Raw genomic sequence first — 19339 nt, 5'->3', positions numbered from 1 at the left:
TCATGGCAACATATTCAGTGTATTGAATCCAAAATCAATAATAGACCAGTAAGAAAGTTTGATTATCTTAGTCCTATTGAATGTCTAAAGAAAAAATTAGGCGTTGCATTTATGACTTGAACATGGCCAATTTCAAGATTTTACTTTAATTTGAAATCGGGGGATTTGTAATTCTAAATTGCCTGCTCTTATACCTGATAAAGTTTATGTAAATCTTTTTAAATATATTGCGTTTTACATAAATAAAAAATCCCTATCATTTATAAATGATAGGGACTAATTGTTGACCGACTAGGGCTCGAACCTAGACTCTTCTGAACCAAAATCAGACGTGTTGCCAGTTACACCATCGGTCAATTTTATCCAAAAGAAAACTGCTTTCCTTTATTGTGTCACAAATGTAGGGGTACTTTCTATTTTATGCAAGTTTAGCGGGTAAGTTTTTTCACCAAAATGCTTAATTCCCTTAATTTCAGAAAGAAAAATTTCCAAAGCATATTAGTCATAGATTGCTCAATAATGTTTGGAATGGGTAAAGGACTTTTTGAGTTTAGATTGAATAATATCAGTTAGGATTGTTCTCTTCGATGCGGAATGAAAATATGGTTCTTTGGACCTTCAACCCAATAAGTGTTTCAATTAGATTTTATATAACTATGGACCAAAATTTCGGGATATACTGAAATTGTGTATTGAATTGGGGGATTTTAACTGTTGCTAAGAAGAGTTCCGTGATATTACATTTTTGAGTTTTTATCGAAATCGTTTGAAAATTATGTTTTTATTAAATACACATCTAATTATTTGTTAATATGGGAATAGTTCATAACATTTGATAATTATTTCATTATTAACCTTTTATTTATTGAGTCATGGCGATTAAAAATTTGGAAAAAACCGTTTTAAGTACTTTGGAAAAGCTTGACAAACTTAAGCTAGATGAAAAGCTACATGCCGAGCTTTCGTGGTGTTACAGAAGTTATGAGTATGATCAGAACCCTGTGGGTGTTATAGCAAAGAGCAGTGAGGCTTTAGAGCTTCTTAAGGCTAAGAGGGAAGAAAGTCCTAGAGCAGTGTCTAAAAAGCTTATAGAAGACATAGAGAAGCTTATAGCTGGTGCTTGATCTTTTAGACTAATCATTAGTAGAAAGCTATAATTTGATAAATTCTTCGTTTTATTTCTTTAGAAATAATTTTTACTTTAGATGATTTCACAAAAAAGGGTTTGCTTCAAATGAAACAAACCCTTTTTAATGAGTTGAATTGTAGATTACTCAGCAACTACAACGAATTTAACGTTGCTTTTTACTTCTCTATGTAGGTCAATTTCAGCATCAAATTCACCAGCTGTTTGTACTGGTACATTGATAGAGATTTTCTTTCTATCGATGTCGATTCCTTGAGCCGCAAGTGCATCAGAGATTTGAAGTGTAGTTACTTTACCAAATATCTTACCTGATTCACCGATTTTAGCTTTGATTTCTAAAGTAGTTGATTCAAGTTTAGTAGCAAGAGTTTCAGCTTCAGTTTTCACTTTCTCTGCTTTGTGAGCTGCTTGTTTGATATTTTCAGCAAGAACTCTCTTGTTAGAGTTTGTTGCCAATACAGCAAACCCTTGAGGGATCAGGTAGTTTCTACCGTATCCAGGCTTAACTTCTACAAGGTCATTCTTGTAGCCTAAACCTTTTATGTCTGTTTTAAGAATAACTTCCATTATAATTTTAATTTTTTGATTTGTAAATAATCGATCCGATGTGGATTATTTCAATCCATCTGCTACGAAAGGCAATAGAGCTAAGTGTCTTGCTTTTTTGATAGCATTAGCCACTTTTCTTTGGAATTTCGCAGAGTTTCCGGTCAATCTTCTAGGAAGGATTTTACCTTGCTCGTTCACAAACTTCAAAAGGAAGTTAGGATCTTTGTAATCGATATATTTGATACCGTTCTTTCTGAATCGGCAATATTTCTTTCTATTCTCAACTCTGTTGATTGGTTCGTTTCTTAGTGTCATTAGGCTTGCTCCTCCTTAGCTTCAGCTTTTTTGTTAAATTCACCTTTTCTTCTCTTGTCAGCATAAGCAATTGCGTGCTTGTCTAATACTGTAGTCAAGAATCTCATTACTTTCTCGTCTCTTCTGATTTCAAGCTCGAACTTTTTGATCAAAGTTGGAAGTGACTTGAACTCAACCAATACGTAGAAACCGGTGCTTTTTTTCTGAATTGGATAAGCCATTTTCTTTAGACCCCAATTTTCAACATTTACGATTTCTGCTCCCTCTTCTTTTAACAAGTTTACAAACTTGTCTACGGTATCCTTCATCTGAACATCAGACAAAACGGGAGTTAAAATGAATACCGTTTCATAATTTTTCTGGAACATGTTTGATTTGATTAAATATTGTTTACTTAAACAGTCCGCAAAAGTAGTGGTTTAGAAGTTAATTTCCAACTTTATTTAACTTCAAATTTACCTGTGCCGATTTGGTAGTTATCAGCATAGATTCTCACTTCATATGTTCCAGAGGCATATTTGCTTCCTTTTTCGTAAAAATAACTCACTGATTGACCTGTGTTATCAAAAAGTATGTCTTGATGTACAGTGTAAAATTCTTCTCTTCCATCGATCAAGAAAGTTCCAGAACCTCTTGCTATATCGAAAATAGGTTGGTTATTTGGCGCTATAATTTGAACATAAATGTCTCTCGGGCCTTTAGGAGCAACTTTATTGTCAGCTAAGTTAAAGCTAATTTTAAGCCTGTCCAATTGTCTGTTTCGGAAACCATCTTCGCGCTCTCTACCTCGTGAATTTACGGCGGCTATTACTATGTTTTCAGCCCGAAGTCTAGCAGCTATATTTACCTTCTCTTCTAGTTCTTCTTTTTTGATATTCAACTGAACGACCTTCTCTTCTATATCCGCCTGTGAACTTTTGAGTTCTTGATTCTCTGAGAAAAGTTGTTGATTCATTTCCCTGAGATTGATGATCTCCTTGTCTTTTTCTTGAAGTACAGAAGTGTAGCTATTGATTCTTTTGTTCAATGCATCAATTTCTTCAGTTGATCTTTTCCTATCCGAATTTCTTTCTGCGATCAATTGCTCCCTGATCTCTTCTAGTGAGCTGATATCTCCTCCAAGCTTTTCAATTTCTTTGATTCTCAGGTCTAGTTGGTAGGTGATTGAATCTAGCCTTTTGTTTATTTCATCGTTTTCCTCTGAGAGGACTATGATTTCTTCAGATTTTTTGTTTCGGTCTACCGAATCATAGTATAGTTTGATACCACTTATGATTACCAAAATAATCAATACTATGATTAAAATATTTTTGCCGTTTTCTGACTTTTTGGAATTATCCTTTTCTAAATTGGTGTTCATTTTAAATAGGAAGTAATATTTACGCAAATTAATAATTTATCATGAATCTTTCACTCGATCGGGACTATTGGTCAGCAAGGTATAAGCATAATCAAACAGGCTGGGATATCGGAGAAGCTTCCACTCCGATTAAGCAATTTTTAGACCAAGTCAAAGATAAAAGTTTAAAGATATTAATCCCAGGTGCAGGAAATGCCCATGAGGCTGCATATGCCTATAATTTGGGGTTTAAAAATGTTTTTATTTTAGACTTTGCTACACTTCCCTTAGACAATTTTAAACGAAGTTATCCAAGTTTTCCTTCAGATCAATTATGCTGTGAGGACTTCTTTGAACATGAGGGTAGCTATGATTTGATCCTTGAACAAACTTTTTTCTGTGCATTAGATCCATCTTTGAGATCAAAATATGCAAAAAAAATGTCGAGCTTGCTTGAGAATGATGGCGTATTGGCTGGTGTATTGTTTAATAGAAATTTCACCCACGAAGGGCCTCCTTTTGGAGGTAGTAAGGAAGAATATCTAAGATATTTTGAGCCTTACTTTGATATTGATATCATGGAGACTTGTTATAACTCCATTCCACCTAGACAGGATTCAGAGTTGTTTATCAGGATGCTTAGGGTTTAGCATATTATATAAAAGTTAAGATTGGTTGATTCAAGTTTTAACCAAGTTAAAAGTTCAAATGCCAATAAGCTAGTCTTTAAGCAGCTTTTAGCCTTACAACTTTTTGCTACGTATTTTGAATGGTTGTAGTTTTTTTTATTTTGTTTTGGCTGAAGCTTTAGGTATCGTTGATCGCTTAGATCTTTAGTACAAAATCTTCTTTGGGGAGTTTTGGATTAAGGAAAACAACACCTGCTTCATAAAAGTCCAAGGTGAGACTGACTTCGGGGAGCTGTTTGATTTGTTCCCAAGCTTTTTCCATAGAAGAAGACCAATGAATATCAGCAACGATGAGGATGGAATCATGCCTAGTGTAGGGAATGATTTGCTTTATATAGGAAAGGGTAGCTTGATAGGTATGGGTTGCATCGATCAGTGCAAAATCTAATTTCTCTATACTTGATAGAAGGACCGGAAGTGTTTTTTCGATTTCACCCAGTAGAAATGTTGTGTTTGAATGAGTTTGGTATGATTGAGCCTTATGCCACAAAGCTGAAGATCCTTCTATTGTAAAGAGTTTTCCTTTAGTTACTTTCGAAAGGTACCTAGTGGTCAATCCAACACAAGTACCAAGCTCTAAGACCTGCTGTGCAGGTGTAAGCTGGCAAAAGTATTGGTAAAGCTGTGCATACTTACGGGTCGAGGTACTATACTTCGTAATAGCCGAAGTTTTTCTTAAGTTTTTTTTCAGGTGGATAGAACCCGCTCCATAGTCTTCAATTTCCAGTTCTTGGTGGTCTTGCAATAAAATTGATCTGTACTTTTCTATTTCAAGGTCAATGTTTTTGTTTTTTTTAAAAAAATGCAATAATCCTGTATAGATTTCAAATACTGAAGGAGACTGTATGGCATACTTGTCTTCTTGATTAAGCCAATAACTGAAAAAGGCTATAATTTGGTGAGATTTTTGAAATAAACTCAATTGTTGTAAATCTGGGCGATCAATTGGAACTCTGGAATAACGACACGGAATTGAGATCCATCTTGGATTTTTTCCATCGTATAACTCCCTTTCATTTTGCCTAACCCTGACTTGAGGTTGCAACCTGATATGTATTCGTGAGATTCTCCGGGTTCAATTACAGGCTGCTGACCAATTACTCCTTCACCTTCGACAATCTTGAAGTCATCTCCTGCATCATGAATTTCCCACCTTCTTGTTAGAAGTTGTATGGTAAAAGGGCTATTGTTTTCTATCTTTACCTTATAAGTGAAGACGAAGTGCTTCTGATAGGGGCTGGAAAACTCTGGCTGATAGGAAGCTGAAACGGTTACTTTAACTCCCTCTGTGGTGGCGCTGACCATAATTTATATTTGGTTTGAAACCTCGGAAAACAAATCTATAGCATTCTAATTAAAAGACAACGAAAAAATAGAACAATGGATGTAAAAATTGAGGATAGTTGGAAAGCTGTTTTGAAAGAAGAGTTTGGAAAGCCATACTTTTTGGACTTGATAGACTTTGTAAAACAGGAGTATGCCACTCACGAAGTATTCCCAAAGGGAAGGGATATCTTCAATGCTTTTGCTCACTGTCCTTTTGATAAAGTAAAAGTGGTGATTCTTGGTCAAGATCCTTATCATGGGCCAAATCAAGCTCATGGGCTATCATTTTCAGTCAAGCCAGGTGTGCCTTTTCCTCCAAGTTTATTGAATATTTTCAAAGAAATCAACCGAGACTTGGATATGTCTATGCCATCGGATGGCGATCTTACAAGATGGGCAGATCAAGGGGTTTTGTTGCTTAATGCTACTTTGACAGTTAGAGCACATCAAGCCGGTTCTCATCAAAAGAAGGGTTGGGAAACTTTCACGGATGCAGTCATCAAAAGAATCGCCGATGGGAAACAGCATGTAGTGTTTTTATTGTGGGGTGCTTACGCACAAAAAAAGGCTTCGTTTATTGATGATTCAATTCATTTAAAGCTACATGCTCCACATCCAAGTCCATTATCTGCTCATAGGGGATTTTTGGGTTGTGGACATTTTTCTAAAACCAACGAATACCTAGCTAAAAATGGCTTAGAAGAGATAAATTGGTGAAAAAGCGTTCAATTTGATTTCAATTAAGTCTTTTATGATTAGGGGAGTCAAGAAACGAGAATCAAGACACAAGAATAAGTCTTGTGTCCTGACCTTATTTGACACATTTTTTAGTGTAGGTTAAAAATGAATCCATTGTCTCAGTCATATCACCATACATCCCTGTTAAGTTTATTTTTCGGACTCAAGTTTCAAGATGTAAGACCTAAAATAACTTAGGTCTTACATGTTTAGGATTTGTATGCATAAAGAAAGCATATTTCGTCACAGGCATATTCCTTCTTAATTCATCCTTCAACCTTCCTATGACATTTCCTTCTTCATCCTTATTTTATTCCATTAAATATTCTGTTCCACCTGATCTTACTGAACATAGACTTGTGCTTGTCTAGGGAAAGCCACAGGAACCATGCTTTTCCTACAATGTGATCCTCTGGCACAAATCCCCAATATCTTGAATCCAAAGAATCATGTCTATTATCACCCATCATGAAGTAGTAGTTCTGCTTGAAGGTGTATTCAGTTATTTCTTGTCCGTCAATAAAAAGCTTGTTGTTTCGCACCTCTAGGTTCTTGTGGCCTTCATATTTTTCGATGGTGAAGGCATACTTAGCCATGTTTTCTTCATCCAAAGTGATTTTAAATCCTTTTCCTGGAATCTCCAATGGTCCATAGTTGTCTTTATTCCAGCCAAAATACGCTCCATCTGGGAAAACACGCGCATCTCCCATACCTTCTCGGTCTATTCTTGGGGTTACATTTTTGATTGCTGGAGATTTTTTTAATTTCTCCACATCATCATCAGTAGCGTAGATAAGATAGCCTGCTCCATTGTCAAAAGGGTAGAAGCTCTCTCTATTGATACCATATTCTTCAAAAAAGTCAATAGAGAGTCTCTTATCAGTCAATGCATCATAGGATAATTGTAGCTTTGGAGGGTTTACTTCTTCTACACCATTGATAGAAACTTGTCCTTTTTTGATTTCCAAAATATCACCAGGTACTGCAACTGCTCTTTTGATATAGTTGGTTTTAAGATCAACAGGGTATTCATACTCTGCTGGATAGTTGAATACAACTACATCATTTCTCTTGACTGATGTAAATCCTGGGAGTCTAAAATAAGGCAACTCGATCCAATCTACATAAGAATCTATATCTGTTCCCCATATTTTTTGGTGAGTAAGTGGCATTTGCAATGGAGTCTTTGGGATCCTTGTTCCATAGTGCATTTTGCTTACAAAGAGAAAGTCTCCCACCAAAAGGGACTTTTCCATAGAGGCTGTAGGAATGGTAAATGGCTCTAACAAAAGCCAACGGATCAAACTTGCAGCAACGACAGCAAAGACCAATGCGTCAATCCATTCTCTGGTTGCTGATTTTTTCTTTTTTTCTCTGGTCATAAAATTCAAAAGTTTTAGAAAGATAGGAAATCATCCATTGATAGCACACCTTTTTTGTCTTTAATCCACTCGGCTACCAAAACCGCACCAAGCGCAAAACCTTGTCTACTGTGTGCGGTATGTGTGATCTCGATATCATCTATAGGTGATTGATAGCGAATGATATGAGTTCCTGGAGCGGGATCAATTCGTTTTGCAGTGATTGGAATAACCTGTTCGCCTTCAGTCATTTCTTCGGACAGTTTCCATCCCTTGAGGCTGCTTATATTTTGTAAGATTCCTTCAGCAAGTGTAATTGCGGTACCACTTGGAGCATCTTTTTTTTCTGTATGATGTACTTCCTCCATACTGACTTGATAGTCCTGTTGATCACCCATTAGCTTAGCCAAGTATTGATTGACTTTGAAGAAGATGTTCACGCCTATAGAATAGTTGGAGGCATAGAAGAAAGCTGTATTTTTATCGACAGTCAATTGGTCGATGCTCGGCTTTTGGTCAAGCCATCCAGTAGTACCTGATACCACTGGTATGCCTTTGTTGATTGCCCACTTGATGTTTTCTACTGCAGCTTCTGGCTGGGAAAACTCAATGGCAACATCAATGGAGTCAGTGTCCACTGTGTCTAGCGCTGACCTGTTGTCGATATTGATTTTTGCAGCTATGGAATGTCCACGGGACTCGGCAATTTCGCCAATAATTTTCCCCATTTTCCCATAACCAAGTATTAGTATGTTCATGATTTAGAAATTTAACTTCAAAGATAGTCCTATTACTCTTCCTCCTGCAAGAAGATTTTCATAAGATGGTTCGAATTTCATGCTGATATCATCGCTGACATCAAAGCCCGATAAGTGAGCGTCCACCTGAGCATCTACGATGTTCAAAACATGGATGGCAGCAAACACAATATAATTAAGATCCCTATATCTTCTCCATGTATCTACATTCCTCACCAATGCATCTCTGTTCAAATTTGGGAATACTTCGCTTTGACCTTGCTGATCAAATGCCCTTAATTCTTCACGAAATAGGCGATACCTTCTTCCATTGAAATCAATGAAGTACAAATTGGTAGCGAAACCACCATAAATGATAGGTACCTTCCAGGTTTTTTCATTATATATTTGTCCAGCTCCTGGGAGAATAGCAGATAAAATAGTTGCTGTTCGGGGATCTTTGGGTAATTTTTCTCTTAGCTCAACTGTGATTTCCAATGGCTCGTCTTCATCCGTATCTACATCGACTTCGACTTGAGCAAAGCTAGGTATGGTAATAGAAAGTAATAAAACAAAAACAGCAATGGTCTTCAAAAGTACCATTGCTAAATTGTTGTTTTTGTCTTTTTGGCTGTTGAAAAAGAAACTCACTAGCTTAAATGATCTCAAGTATTTCCAAGATTCTGTTAAGGTCAGATGCAGAGGCAAAGGGGATTTTGATCTCTCCTTTGTTTTTTTCATTTGCCTTGAGTTGAACTTTTGAACCGAAATGGTTAGCAAGCCTTTGTTGGAGCTTACCGATCTCATATTTTCTTACAGGATCTAGTCCTGTATTACTTTTAGGCTCTTGGTCTTCATTTTGATTATTAAGAGCTTTTACCAGTGCTTCAACCTTTCTTACACTAAGCTCTTCTTCAACTGTTTTTTTAAATATAGCCAGCTGCTTATCAATGTCTTCTATGTTCACCAAAGCCCTGGCATGGCCCATGCTGATCACCTGATCTCTTATGCCTGCCTGAATATCTGGTGGTAGCTTGAGAAGTCTCAAGTAGTTGTTTACTGTTGTTCTGTTTTTCCCAACCCTATCGCCTAGCTCTTCTTGCTTGAGGTCACATTCCGCAAGAAGCCTTTGATAAGAATGTGCTATTTCAAGTGCGTTGAGGTTTTCTCTTTGTATGTTTTCGATCAATGCCATCTCTAGCATCTGTTGATCATTGGCAGTACGAACATATGCTGGGATCTTTGTCAATCCAGCTAGCTTTGAAGCTTGAAATCTTCTCTCTCCGGAGATCAGTTGGAATTCGTTGTCTGCTAGTTTTCTAACGGTGATAGGCTGAATGATACCCTGAACTTTGATCGAATCAGATAACTCTTGCAAGGCATCTTTGTCAAAATGTGTCCTGGGTTGATATGGATTCACTTGGATTTCAGCTACTGAAATCTCATAGATTCCTGCTGAGCTCTGTGCTGGAATCAACTCGTCTTTCTGGGTTTTCTGTGGTGAGTCCTGAAGTAATGCACCCAATCCTCTACCCAATGCACTCTTCTTTTGTGGTCTTTTATCAGCCATAGTTTTGCTGTCAATTTACTTTTTCCATTCCATTTTTGGTGGCGATTTCGCTTGCTAAATTCAAGTAAGCCAACGCACCTTTTCCTTCTGCATCGAAAGCAATCACTGGCAATCCAAAACTTGGAGATTCACTTAGCCGGACATTTCGAGGTATGATAGTTTCGAAGACCAATCCTTTGAAGTGAAGCCTTACTTCATCTACGACTTGATTGGATAGTCTCAACCTGACATCATACATGGTCAATAATATGCCTTCAATCTCCAAATCAGGATTCAACCTGGTTTGAATAATTTTGATTGTATTCAATAATTTGCCCAAACCTTCTAGTGCAAAATACTCACACTGAACAGGGATGATAACAGAATTTGCAGCAGTAAGGGCATTGATTGTAATCAAACCCAAAGAAGGAGAACAATCTATGATTATGAAATCGTATTGATCTTTGATCAAAGAAATTACTGATTTCATTTTTTCTTCCCTGTTTTCCAAATTGATCATTTCAACTTCGGCACCAACCAAGTCAATGTGGGAGGGCACAAGGTCTAAGTATTCTAGATCGGTTTTGGTTATGATGGTACTGATCTCTATGCCATCTACCATACATTCGTAGATGCTAGTCTCTATCTCTTTCGGGTCTTGTCCCAGTCCAGAGGTTGTATTTGCCTGAGGATCAGCGTCAATAACAAGGGTTTTGAATTCTAGTACAGCCAAACTCGCTGCTAGGTTCATCGCTGTGGTAGTCTTACCAACTCCACCCTTTTGATTTGCAATAGCAATTACTTTTCCCATTATTTAGGTTCAAATGGTAATAGATTCTCCAATATTAAGCAAAATCAATTCTTTTCCAGCTTTGGCTGCTGTTTTTTTTGCAGCTTCCAAGTCTATCTCTATATAAGGAAAAGTATCGAAGTGCATTCCAATGATTTTTTTTGTTCCTACAAAATCTGCTGCTTTGATCGCATCATCTATTCCCATGGTGAAGTTGTCTCCAATAGGCATGAATGCAAAGTCAATATCAAATTCCTCACCTATTAGCTTCATGTCGTACGTCAAAGCAGTATCTCCTGCATAATAGAAGCATCCTTTCTGGTGACTTATTACAAATCCCCCAGGGTTTCCTCCTGGTGTTCCGTCAGGAAGTGTGCTGCTGTGTATAGCATTGACATATTTCACCTTTCCAAAATCAAAGACTTTACTTCCTCCATGGTTCATTGGGTGGAAATTTTCGACTCCTTGTTCTGAAAACCATGTGGCAACTTCAAAGTTGGAGACTAGCATGGCATTGGACTGCTTTGCAATCTGTGCTGCGTCAGCTACATGATCCTCATGGCCATGGCTGATTAGGACGTAGTCTGTTTTAATAGCTTCTACTTTGATTTCAGATGCTAAGGGATTTGGACTAATAAATGGATCGAACAGTACGGATTTTCCTTCAATGTTTACCATGAATGCCGAATGTCCATAGAATGTTATATCGATCATTTGATTTGTTTTTATGGTTTTGGTTGACTACAAATATATCATTTTAATCTGTATGCTACATGTTTTGTTTTCCACATCTAGCTGTGGATAGTGGTAACAATTTGACAATGAATAGCCTATCGATTTGTATGTATGGCTGTAAATAGAAAAGAGGGAAAAGCTTCAACTTTTCCCTCTTTCTAATAAGTATTTGAATATAGATGCCTTATTTCTTCTTTTTATTTGCATCTGCAGCTTTCATTGCTTCTTCAAGTCTGGTCTGGAACTTAGATTTTTTCTTATTCGCATTTTTGACTTTGCTTGCTTCTACTTTTTCCCTGATTTTTTTATCATCTACAAATAGTTTGATCAAAGCTTGCTGACCAAATGTCACCATATTGGATACGAAGTAGTAAAAACTCAAGGCAGCAGGGTAGGAGTTCAATATGAACATAAACCCGATCGGCATGATATACCCTAGGTTTTTCATTGGCCCTTGCGCTGCTGTCAGTTGATTGTTGAATCTGGTATATACAATCTGTGAGGCAGTCATGAGTAATGTAAACAAAGAAACGTGTGACCCATAGAATGGGATAGTAAATGGCAACTTGATGATAGAGTCATAAGTAGACAAATCATGCGCCCACAAGAATGATTCTTGTCTGAGTTCTATGGAATTTGGGAAAAAGAAGAACATCGCAAACAAGAATGGCATCTGTAGCAGCATCGGGAGACAGCCTGAGATAGGACTCACACCTAGTTGCCCAAAGAGTTTCATTTGCTCTTGCTGCTGCTTTACTTGATCATCTTTGTACTTTTCTTTCAACTCATCAATCTCTGGCTTGATGACACGCATCTTGGCCATCCCTACATACGACTTGTAAGTCAGAGGGAATAAAAATCCCTTGATTATAAATACAATCAAGATGATAATTATCCCATAATTGCTGAAGTATTTTTCGAGAAACTGGAATAGGTTTACAATGATGTACTTATTTACCCAGCTTACAAAGAAGTAACCCATGTCTACATTCTCTTCGAACCCAGGGGTTACTTTTTTCAGGACATTATAATTGTTAGGCCCGAAGTAGTAACTCAAATTAGCTTTGCCATCGCTCAGTGGTAGAGAGATGCTAGCTTTCATGTTTTTGACAGATAGCGAATCATTTGGAGTGGTTTGCTCCACGCTTGCTGCGTTGAACTGCTCTGCTGCAATGATACCTGTAGTGAAGAACCTTTGGCTAAAACCTATCCATTTTACTGGTTCGGAGATTTGCTCACTAGCTACATCTTTTGTTAAGCTTAAATAGTCATGCTTACCAGATGCTTTGTAGAAGTTAATGTTTGTTTTCCTTCTTGACTCTTCTATGTCTTCTTCTTGCTTTTTGATTCTATCATCCCACAAGATATTGACATTAGAATCCACTAGGAAATTGCCTAGCCCTTTCAGCTCGATTCCTTTATCTACAATATAACTCCCATCGGCTAAGGTATAAGTTCTTTTGATCAACGTTCCAGCAGATTGTGCGGTGAACTCTACATAAGAAACATTTTCCTCATCTATTACCCTTTGACCTGAACTTGCATTAAAATAAAGTTCATTGATACTTAAAGGTCCTTTGGTTGTATTGATTTGATAGACAAGATCAGAAGACTCTTCATCTAATAGGATTAGAGGTGTCTTGTCCCATTTTTTGAATTCTTTGAGTACTACTTCTTTGATTTCAGCACCTTTAGAAGAAATGGTGACGATCATTTTGTCATTTTCCAAAACAATATCTTGTGCATCACCTTTTACAAATGGTGCTAATACGCCATATTGAATCTGAGCTTTGATATCCTGAAGACTATCTGGTTCAGTTTCTAAGGCTGAAAAATCTTCGGTGTTTGTATTATCTTGTACTTCCGATACTACTTCCCCTGTGGTGTCTTGCACTTGTGGTTCAGGGCTACTGGTGAAGAAAATCGAATACACCAGTATGACTGCGGCGAAAAGGATCAAACCTGTCGCTTGATTTCTATCCATAATTTTAATTTAAACTGTCTATTCAAAAGCAAAGGTAACACTAAGGAATTGCTGATTCAGGTTCCTTGGTGTTACCATGCATATTGGTCGCAAATATAGCAGGATTATTTTGTCTTTTTGTTTTCTATAGTCGCTTTGATGAAACGGACGAATAATGGATGGGGTGTGAGTACCGTACTTTTGTACTCTGGATGGAATTGAGCTCCTAAAAACCAAGGGTGATTTTTTACTTCCATTATTTCAACTAGTCCAGTTTCTGGATTGATACCTGAAGGTGACATTCCTTTTTCTTCAAAAGCCTTCAGGTAGGCGTTATTGAATTCATATCTGTGCCTGTGCCTTTCATTTATTTTCGGTTTGCCATAAGCTTGATAGGCTTTACTGCCTTTTTTGAGTTCACATGGATAAGAGCCTAATCTCATCGTACCGCCCATTTGCTGTACATTCTTTTGATCTTCCATGAGGCCGATCACAGGATCTGGTGAATTTGGATTCATTTCTGTACTATTGGCTTCAGGTAATCCCAAAACATTTCTGGCATATTCAATGACTGCCACTTGCATACCTAAGCAAATTCCAAAGAATGGGATGTTATTTTCTCTTACATACTTTACAGCTTCAATTTTGCCTTCAAGACCTCTTTCTCCAAATCCTGGTGCAACTATGACGCCATCAAGCTCCTCAAGTTTTTTGGGGATTGCTTCTGCATGTAACTCCTCTGAGGAGATTAGCTTTAAGTTTACTTTGCATTCTGAGGCTGCTCCTGCATGTACAAATGCCTCAATGATGGACTTGTAAGCATCAGGAAGTGATACATACTTGCCTACAAGACCTATGTTGACTTCCTGTGTTGGATTTTTGAGTCTTCCTAAGAAATCTTTCCACTGCTCTAAGTCGGTGTTGGTTTTAGAAGTAAGTTTTAATTTGCTCATGACACGCTCATCCAGCTTCTCTTTTTTCATCAAAAGCGGGACATCGTAGATCGTCTCTGCATCCATTGCTTCAATGACACAGTTTAGCTGCACGTTACAGAATAGCGCTAGCTTCTTTTTGACATCCTGTGGTAAATGATGCTCTGTGCGGCATACCAGGATGTCTGGCTGAATACCTGCTTCAAGAAGTTGTTTGACAGAATGTTGAGTGGGTTTCGTTTTGAGTTCTTTTGCCGCTGCCAGGAAAGGTATCAAAGTTAAGTGGATGACCAAAAAATTGTTTTGTCCCAAATCCCATTTGGCTTGTCTTACCGCCTCAATAAATGGGAGAGACTCGATATCACCAACACAACCTCCGATTTCTGTGATTACCACATCATACTTTCCTTCTTCACCCAACTTGAAAAAATTCCTTTTGATCTCATCAGTAATATGAGGGATCACTTGTACAGTTTTGCCAAGGTATTCCCCTTTTCGCTCTTTGGTGATTACATTATTGTAGATTCTTCCTGTAGTGACATTGTTGGCCTGAGAAGTAGTGGTGTCAAGGAATCTTTCGTAGTGACCTAAGTCTAAGTCTGTTTCTGCTCCATCTTCAGTCACATAGCATTCACCGTGTTCATAAGGATTAAGAGTGCCTGGATCAATGTTAAGATACGGGTCAAATTTTTGGATGGTGGTACTGAAGCCTCTAGCTTGAAGTAATTTGGCTAGTGATGCTGCAATAATACCTTTTCCGAGTGAAGAGGTTACCCCTCCGGTAATGAAGATAAACTTAGTGGAAGATGCCATAAGAAATAGTGCGGATAATAATTGTTTTGATTCCTATGGGATACAAAGGTAAGAAAATATTCTGTTTGGGAGTGTATCTAAGTGAAATTTGGACTTCAAAAACTCAATAATTTCATAACAAATAGATTTCTAAGGATATGTCTGATGAGAAGCAAGAGATTAATGTCGAGAGGCGAGAAGCGAGAGGCTAGAAACAAAAAACAAGAATCAAGAAATGAAGAAGGATGATAAATGAAATATGCTAAAGCGATATATGGTTGAAACATGTACGGAGCGAAATATGATTGCTTCATGAGAGACTGTTCATTTAAGTGTCTCGTGACTTGATTTTTACTACCGAAATACGCTAAAGCGAAATATAGTTGGAATATGCCTGCGGAGAAATATGGGCCTACAGTGATCCCTATGGGACACCAAAAATCTCCTTCTCATGTCTCAAATCTAAAATCTCATATCTTACTTTTAGTGACTTTGTGCCTTTGTGCAAATAATGAAAATGAGAAACGAGAAAGTACCAAGAGTTGCGAGGCGGAACTTTATAAATTTTTAAACTTAACAGTCTCCTTATCAAATTACGTAATCTGAGACTGTTAATCTTCCCAATCAGCTAATAAAACCCAAATCTTCATCCACTATTTCTGGAAGTGTAACTTTGAGTCCTGGGGTTCTTTCCATCTCTCGTTTGATTGCAAATATGGCTTCGTCATTTCTTGCCCATGCCCTGCGGGAAATTCCATTGTTGACATCATAGAAAAGCATCGATTGTAGCCTTCTGGCTGCCTGGTGTGTTCCGTCAAGCAATAGGCCAAATCCCCCATTGATCACTTCGCCCCAGCCTACACCGCCGCCGTTATGAATAGAAACCCATGTAGCACCTCTGAAGCTGTCGCCAATCACGTTGTGAATCGCCATATCTGCTGTAAACTTACTGCCATCATAGATGTTGCTTGTCTCTCGGTAAGGTGAATCTGTGCCACTGACATCATGATGATCTCTTCCTAATACCACTGGATTTGAAATATAACCTTTTTGAATAGCTTCATTGAAAGCTTGGGCAATCTTGATTCTCCCTTCTGCATCAGCATAAAGGATACGTGCTTGTGATCCCACAACCAACTTGTTTTTCCCTGCCTCTTCAATCCACTGGATGTTATCTTGTAATTGCTGCTGAATTTCGCCAGGAGCATTGGTTTTAATTTCCTGCATTACTTTTAGAGCAATTTGGTCAGTTTTCTCCAGATCTTCGGCTTTTCCAGATGTGCAGACCCATCTAAACGGCCCAAAACCATAATCAAAACACATAGGGCCTAGAATATCCTGAACATAAGAAGGGTAGCGGAAGTCAATACCATTTTCAGCCATTACTTCAGCTCCTGCACGAGAAGCTTCCAGTAGAAAAGCATTGCCATAATCAAAAAAGTAGGTTCCTTTGGCCACATGTTTATTAATAGCAGTAGCATGTCTACGGAGGGAATCTTGAACTTTTAATCTAAAAGTATCTGGGTCATTGGCCATCATTTTATTGGATTGCTCGAAACTCAGCCCTACAGGATAATACCCGCCTGCCCAAGGGTTGTGAAGAGAAGTCTGGTCGGAACCCAGTTCCACAGTGATATTTTCTTCGTCAAACTGCTCCCATACTTCCACTATATTGCCAAGATAAGCGATGGAGACCACTTCCTGTTTTATTTGCGCTTTTCTTACCCTTAAGACCAATTCACCCAAGTCCTCTATCAATTCATCCACCCATCCTTGTTCATGTCTTTTGTATGCAGCTTTTGGATTGACCTCAGCACAGACGGAGATGCATCCAGCTATATTTCCCGCCTTGGGTTGGGCACCAGACATGCCTCCGAGACCAGCCGTCAAGAAAACCTTACCCCTTGGACTTACAGCAACACCAAGCTTTTTTCTGAAAGCATTCATCACCGTGATAGTTGTCCCATGAACAATCCCCTGAGGACCAATATACATGTAAGATCCAGCAGTCATTTGCCCGTATTGGGTGACTCCAAGTGCATTGTGTTTCTCCCAATCGTCTGGTTTCGAGTAGTTAGGGATCATCATCCCATTAGTCACTACGACTCTTGGTGCGTCTTTTGAGGATGGAAAAAGACCCATAGGATGGCCAGAGTACATGTGGAGAGACTGTTCGTCTGTCATTTCGGACAAATACTTCATGGTTAGCAGGTATTGCGCCCAGTTTTGGAAGACGGCGCCATTTCCACCGTAAGTGATCAATTCTTCAGGGTGCTGAGCTACGGTAGGATCCAAGTTGTTTTGGATCATCAGCATGATAGCGGCTGCTTGTTGAGATTTGGCTGGATACTCGTCAATTGGCCTGGCATACATACCATAGTCAGGCATAAAGCGGTACATGTAAATGCGTCCATATTCCTCTAATTCTTCAAAGAATTCCCTCGCAAGTTCAGCATGCCAAGTCTTAGGAAAATAGCGTAATGCATTCTTCACCGCCAATTTTTTCTCTTCCTTGCTCAAAATAGCCTTTCTCTTAGGCGCATGAGAAAAATCGGGGTTTGGTTGTTTTTTGGGAGGTAGGGTAGAAGGGATGCCTTGTGTTAGTTGGTCTTGGAAATTCATGGCTTTATTGTGAGTTATTTTGATGGGTGGTTTTTGGATCTTTACTAGTTGATTTTGGTAGATATTCTTAGATATTAGCTGCGTGATATAGAAAGAAATTAATTGATATTGGCTTTGCGATATTAATCGAAATGAATTAATATTTACTTTGATAAATTCTGAAGGGTTTGTGTGGTAGGAAGAATTCGATATCTAATAATTTCCAATATCCACCAATATCTAATTTTATACTATCCATAAATATCCAAGAATAGAAGTTTTTAAACCTTAACCCCATTTTTAAAAACCATACTAGGTTTAAGTTTCCCCTGCTGATAAGTAATCTCTCTATAATCAGCAGTAGGGAAAAGGACAATGTCTGCTTGAAGTCCATGGACAAGTTTACCCCGATCTGAAAGATTGAGTGCTGCTGCTGCTCTTGTAGTGATAGCAGCTAGAATTTCAGCATTGCTGAGTTTCTCGAAAGTACCCAAGATAGCAGCTTGCATCAGCAGATCACCCATAGGTGCAGAGCCAGGATTCCAGTCAGAGGCAATAGCCAAGGAAGCTCCTGCATCGAGTAGTTTTCTGGCTGGCGTGTATGCCATTCCCAAGCCTAATGATGCTCCAGGAAGGGCTACGGCAATGGTGTCAGACTGGGCAAGTAATGCTGTTTCTTTGGCTGTACTAGCTTCTAAGTGATCGCATGAAATTGCTCCAATATTTACAGCAACTTCAGAGCCACCAGTGTGAAACTGATTTCCATGCACAGTGATGTCAAATCCCATTGCTTTAGCTTTGTTGAAATAAGACTGAATATCTGCTGCTGAGAAAGCAGTATCTTCAATAAATGCATCAATGCGATTGGATAAGCTTTGATCTTTGAGGATAGGAAAAAGCTGATCAGAGATGATTTCTAAATACGCTTCCGGTATACCTTCGAAATCTTTGGGAGGGATATGGGCAGCCAAGCAAGTAGGAATTAGATCGGCTGATGTATTTTCATTGGCCAATTTGATGGCTTTGAGCATTTTGAGTTCCTCTTCAATAGATAATCCATAGCCACTTTTTACCTCTATCGTGGTGATTCCATCTTTTAAATGTCTATTGGCTCTTTTAACAGTCAATTGAGCAAGTTTTTCCAAAGATGCCTTTCTCGTTTGCGTGACCGTATCCCAGATTCCTCCCCCGGCTTTGGCGATTTCCAGATAGGATTTACCTGCATTTCGCATGGCATAGTCCTGAGCCCTTGATCCACCAAAGCAAATATGGGTATGGCAATCGATGATGCCAGGCAAGGCAACATAATCATCCTTCAAGTTCAGCATCTCGGCTCCTATGGATTGTGCCTCTGGATACAAGTCCCAGTAAGGACCAATGTCATAAATTTCATCATCCTTGATCATGATACCCGCCTCTTTGATGATATGAAGCTGCTCATCTCTAAGTGCTCCTTTCAGAGGAAGGTTTTTCATGGTAACTACTTGGCGAATAGGGCCGATGAATGTGTATTTTATGGTTTGCATATTTATTTTCTTAGGTTTTTGCCACTTAGGCATAAAGGCACGAAGCTTTGGTTTTTGGCTCGCGAAGGGGCAAAGGCTGAGGCAAGAGAGGGTATATCATTATTTTAAATTACTGCCATCTTCTTGTCGCGTCCTGAAATTACTTGACACTTTTTTTATTGTTTTTCTTTTGTTTTCATCATCTTAAATGCCCCCTAGCTCAAGTAAGGAAACTTGTCAAGGCCGGAGCAGAGCGACGTTTATATAGCCT

Annotated in this window: 19 protein-coding genes, 1 tRNA gene and 1 pseudogene; 4 read left to right on the top strand and 17 right to left on the bottom strand. The window is 38.4% G+C overall.

Annotated features, from left to right (window positions below):
• Positions 1-120 (top strand): annotated as a pseudogene (locus MM239_RS21295) (IS30 family transposase); the annotation flags it as partial.
• A gap of 163 nt (positions 121-283) precedes the next feature.
• Here the strand turns inward: MM239_RS21295 and MM239_RS18690 are convergent.
• Positions 284-356, bottom strand: a tRNA-Gln gene (locus MM239_RS18690).
• A gap of 516 nt (positions 357-872) precedes the next feature.
• On the opposite strand from MM239_RS18690, the gene MM239_RS18685 reads away from it, so the two are divergent.
• The gene (locus MM239_RS18685) at positions 873-1124 is read left to right on the top strand and encodes a hypothetical protein (protein ID WP_241349823.1); all 252 of its coding nucleotides are present in this window, start codon (positions 873-875) and stop codon (positions 1122-1124) included.
• 146 nt (positions 1125-1270) lie between these two features.
• On the opposite strand, the gene rplI is transcribed toward MM239_RS18685, so the two are convergent.
• The 4 genes from rplI to MM239_RS18665 all read right to left on the bottom strand — a co-directional run bounded on the left by rplI (position 1271) and on the right by MM239_RS18665 (position 3371).
• Positions 1271-1714, bottom strand: coding sequence for a 50S ribosomal protein L9 (gene rplI / locus MM239_RS18680; RefSeq protein ID WP_241349822.1), 444 nt, complete (start codon positions 1712-1714; stop codon positions 1271-1273).
• Between the two features lie 45 nt (positions 1715-1759).
• Entirely contained in the window at positions 1760-2011 is a 252-nt protein-coding gene (gene rpsR / locus MM239_RS18675) for a 30S ribosomal protein S18 (RefSeq protein ID WP_241273116.1), read from the bottom strand.
• Positions 2011-2379: a 30S ribosomal protein S6 gene (rpsF, locus tag MM239_RS18670; protein WP_241349821.1), complete on the bottom strand. Its 369-nt coding sequence runs from the start codon at positions 2377-2379 to the stop codon at positions 2011-2013. The genes rpsR and rpsF overlap by 1 nt, the downstream gene beginning before the upstream one ends.
• Positions 2380-2450: 71 nt before the next feature.
• Positions 2451-3371, bottom strand: a complete 921-nt coding sequence (locus tag MM239_RS18665; protein ID WP_241349820.1) for a hypothetical protein — start codon at positions 3369-3371, stop codon at positions 2451-2453.
• Positions 3372-3412: 41 nt separating this feature from the next.
• On the opposite strand from MM239_RS18665, the gene MM239_RS18660 reads away from it, so the two are divergent.
• Complete coding sequence (locus MM239_RS18660; protein WP_241349819.1) at positions 3413-4000, top strand: TPMT family class I SAM-dependent methyltransferase; 588 nt, start codon at positions 3413-3415, stop codon at positions 3998-4000.
• A gap of 175 nt (positions 4001-4175) precedes the next feature.
• Here MM239_RS18660 and MM239_RS18655 read toward each other — a convergent pair whose 3' ends face one another.
• Together MM239_RS18655 and apaG are read right to left on the bottom strand one after the other, a co-directional pair.
• Positions 4176-4961: an O-methyltransferase gene (locus MM239_RS18655; protein ID WP_241349817.1), complete on the bottom strand. Its 786-nt coding sequence runs from the start codon at positions 4959-4961 to the stop codon at positions 4176-4178.
• Entirely contained in the window at positions 4958-5344 is a 387-nt protein-coding gene (gene apaG, locus MM239_RS18650; RefSeq protein WP_241349816.1) for a Co2+/Mg2+ efflux protein ApaG, read from the bottom strand. The genes MM239_RS18655 and apaG overlap by 4 nt, the downstream gene beginning before the upstream one ends.
• A 75-nt stretch (positions 5345-5419) precedes the next feature.
• On the opposite strand from apaG, the gene ung reads away from it, so the two are divergent.
• Entirely contained in the window at positions 5420-6082 is a 663-nt protein-coding gene (ung, locus tag MM239_RS18645) for a uracil-DNA glycosylase (RefSeq protein ID WP_241349815.1), read from the top strand.
• Between the two features lie 326 nt (positions 6083-6408).
• Here the strand turns inward: ung and lepB are convergent, their stop codons facing one another.
• The 10 genes from lepB to hutI all read right to left on the bottom strand — a co-directional run bounded on the left by lepB (position 6409) and on the right by hutI (position 19089).
• Complete coding sequence (lepB, locus tag MM239_RS18640) at positions 6409-7485, bottom strand: signal peptidase I (protein ID WP_241349813.1); 1077 nt, start codon at positions 7483-7485, stop codon at positions 6409-6411.
• 14 nt (positions 7486-7499) lie between these two features.
• Complete coding sequence (gene dapB / locus MM239_RS18635) at positions 7500-8222, bottom strand: 4-hydroxy-tetrahydrodipicolinate reductase (protein WP_241349812.1); 723 nt, start codon at positions 8220-8222, stop codon at positions 7500-7502.
• 3 nt (positions 8223-8225) lie between these two features.
• Positions 8226-8804: a DUF5683 domain-containing protein gene (locus MM239_RS18630; protein ID WP_241349811.1), complete on the bottom strand. Its 579-nt coding sequence runs from the start codon at positions 8802-8804 to the stop codon at positions 8226-8228.
• A 52-nt stretch (positions 8805-8856) separates the two neighbouring features.
• Positions 8857-9771: a ParB/RepB/Spo0J family partition protein gene (locus MM239_RS18625; RefSeq protein WP_241349810.1), complete on the bottom strand. Its 915-nt coding sequence runs from the start codon at positions 9769-9771 to the stop codon at positions 8857-8859.
• A gap of 10 nt (positions 9772-9781) precedes the next feature.
• Entirely contained in the window at positions 9782-10561 is a 780-nt protein-coding gene (locus MM239_RS18620) for a ParA family protein (RefSeq protein ID WP_241349809.1), read from the bottom strand.
• Positions 10562-10570: 9 nt separating this feature from the next.
• Positions 10571-11254 carry a metal-dependent hydrolase gene (locus MM239_RS18615; protein ID WP_241349808.1) on the bottom strand — a complete coding sequence of 228 codons (684 nt, stop codon included), beginning with the start codon at positions 11252-11254 and terminating at the stop codon, positions 10571-10573.
• 205 nt (positions 11255-11459) lie between these two features.
• Positions 11460-13259 (bottom strand): membrane protein insertase YidC, encoded by a 1800-nt coding sequence (gene yidC, locus MM239_RS18610; protein WP_241349807.1) that lies wholly within the window; start codon positions 13257-13259, stop codon positions 11460-11462.
• 104 nt (positions 13260-13363) lie between these two features.
• Positions 13364-14983, bottom strand: coding sequence for a CTP synthase (locus MM239_RS18605; RefSeq protein WP_241349805.1), 1620 nt, complete (start codon positions 14981-14983; stop codon positions 13364-13366).
• 603 nt (positions 14984-15586) lie between these two features.
• A complete protein-coding gene (locus tag MM239_RS18600; protein WP_241349804.1) occupies positions 15587-17584 on the bottom strand; it encodes a urocanate hydratase in 1998 nt (665 codons plus the stop codon).
• A 260-nt stretch (positions 17585-17844) separates the two neighbouring features.
• Entirely contained in the window at positions 17845-19089 is a 1245-nt protein-coding gene (hutI, locus tag MM239_RS18595) for an imidazolonepropionase (RefSeq protein ID WP_241349801.1), read from the bottom strand.
• Between the last annotated feature and the right edge of the window lie 250 nt (positions 19090-19339).

The organism is Belliella filtrata (assembly GCF_022549775.1).
In the GTDB taxonomy this organism is placed as follows: Bacteria; Bacteroidota; Bacteroidia; order Cytophagales; family Cyclobacteriaceae; genus Belliella; species Belliella filtrata.
The sequence above is the reverse complement of the archived record's forward strand: the minus strand, read 5'-3'. Positions and strand labels throughout refer to the sequence as shown.